Raw genomic sequence first — 1,978 nt, 5'->3', positions numbered from 1 at the left:
GAGTCCGCGCAGCGAGTTGCCGTGCGCGGTCACGAGCACGGTCTTGCCGGCCTCGAGGTCGGGGACGATCGCGTCATCCCAGTACGGCAGGAGGCGGTCGATGACCAGCTTCAGCGACTCGGTGCGCGGTACCTCTCCGTCGATGTCGGCGTAGCGCACGTCGCCGACCTGGCTGAACTCGCTCTCGTCGTCGAGCAGGGGCGGCGGCACGTCGAACGAGCGACGCCACAGCTGGAACTGCTCGGGCCCGAACTCCTCGAGCGTCTGCGCCTTGTCCTTGCCCTGCAGCGCGCCGTAGTGACGCTCGTTGAGGCGCCACGAGCGGGTCACCGGGATCCAGAGGCGGTCGGCCGCGTCGAGGGCGATGTTCGCGGTCTGGATGGCACGGCTGAGCAGCGACGTGTGCAGCACATCGGGCAGGATGCCGGCTTCGGCGAGCAGCTCGCCACCGCGACGGGCCTCGTTCCTGCCCTGCTCGTTGAGGCGGACATCCACCCAGCCGGTGAAGAGATTCAGTTCGTTCCACTCGCTCCGGCCGTGACGGAGCAGGATCAGGGTGCGCGTAGCAGTCATGACCCCAGTTTATCGGCGGAGGTCCACGCGTCCACGCCGCGGCCCTGCGAGGATTGACGCATGGCGTCATCTCCTCTCGGTCGGCCGACCCGCGGCACCACCGGGACGAACCGGCTGCGCCGCAACGATCGGTGGATCGCCGCCGGCTCCGCCTTCCGCCGCGCCGACGACCCGCTCGTGATCGACCTGGGCTTCGGCGCGAGCGGCGTCACCGCGTTCGAGCTCGCGACCCGGCTGCAGAGGGTGCGGCCCGATGCCGAGGTGCGCGGTCTCGAGATCGATCCGGCGAGGGTCGCGACAGCGAACGAGCAGCTCGCCGATGTGCAGGAGGGTCGCACGCCCTTCTCCCCCGATCTCCGGGTGTCGTTCGCTCGCGGAGGATTCGAGGTGCCCCTGCCGTCCGGACGACGACCCGCCGTGATCCGCGCGATGAACGTGCTGCGCCAGTACGACGAGGCGGATGTCGCGGCGGCCTGGCGCACGATGGCAGGGCGTCTCGCCCCCGACGGTCTGCTGGTCGAGGGCACGTGCGACGAGATCGGCCGCATCGCGAGCTGGGTCGATGTCGACCCGAGCGGCGCTCCCCAGCGGTTCACGATCTCGCTGCGGCTGGCCGACCTCGAGCATCCGAGCATCGTCGCCGAGCGGCTGCCCAAGGCTCTGATCCATCGCAACGTGCCCGGAGAGCGGATTCACTCCCTGCTGGTCGAACTCGACCGCGAATGGGACCGCGCGGCGCCGCTGTCGACGTTCGGTGCGACGCAGCGGTTCCTCGCCGCGGCCGCAGCCCTTCGCGATCAGGGCTGGCCGGTGCTCGGCGGCAAGTCCCGCTGGCGGCTCGGAGAGATCTCGCTCCCGTGGGATGCGGTCGCACCGCTCGCCTGATCGGCGGGGTCAGCCCACCTGACGGGGATCCGGCGCACTCGGGCGGCGCGACAGCCGCGTGATCCTCGGGATGTCGGCCATGGCACCGGCATCCGCGGGCACGATCACCTGCTGTGTCGCGGCGACGTCTGCGCCCTCCGCGCGGACGACGGGGTCGCCGACCGGGGTGCGGCGCGAGAGGATCGCGAGGGCGATCGGGCCGTCTTCATGGTGTCGCGCGACAGAGGTGATGTGCCCGACCTCGTCGTCGCCGGCGAAGACCGCATCGCCCACGGCGGGCAGCACCGCTTCGCTGCCGTCGAGGTGCAGAGCGGCGAGGCGGCGAGGCGGGTGGCGGGGGTTGTGCACCTTGGCCACCGTCTCCTGGCCGCGGTAGCAGCCCTTGTTCAGGTGCACCGCGGTGCGCATCCAGTCGGACTCGTGCGGCAGCGAACGCTCGTCGACCTCGGCCGACCAGCGCGGACGCCAGGCGGCGATCCGCAGCGCTTCGGCGGCGAGGAGCCCGGCGACCTCGTCGGCG

The 1,978-nt window shown here is 71.4% G+C and carries 3 protein-coding genes; 1 reads left to right on the top strand and 2 read right to left on the bottom strand.

The window, feature by feature from the left end; translation table 11 throughout:
• Positions 1-573 (bottom strand): 2,3-bisphosphoglycerate-dependent phosphoglycerate mutase (locus J7E68_RS13095; protein ID WP_215173254.1); only part of this gene is annotated, 573 nt, incomplete at its 3' end.
• A gap of 60 nt (positions 574-633) precedes the next feature.
• Between J7E68_RS13095 and J7E68_RS13090 the strand changes: the two genes are divergently transcribed.
• Positions 634-1,458 carry a class I SAM-dependent methyltransferase gene (locus J7E68_RS13090; RefSeq protein WP_215173252.1) on the top strand — a complete coding sequence of 275 codons (825 nt, stop codon included), beginning with the start codon at positions 634-636 and terminating at the stop codon, positions 1,456-1,458.
• 9 nt (positions 1,459-1,467) lie between these two features.
• On the opposite strand, the gene J7E68_RS13085 is transcribed toward J7E68_RS13090, so the two are convergent.
• Positions 1,468-1,978: YgfZ/GcvT domain-containing protein (locus J7E68_RS13085; protein ID WP_396652503.1), on the bottom strand; the 511-nt coding region annotated here is incomplete at its 5' end.

It is taken from the genome of Microbacterium sp. ISL-103 (assembly GCF_018613995.1).
Classification (GTDB): domain Bacteria; phylum Actinomycetota; class Actinomycetes; order Actinomycetales; family Microbacteriaceae; genus Microbacterium.
This window is presented reverse-complemented; position numbering and strand designations above follow the sequence as displayed.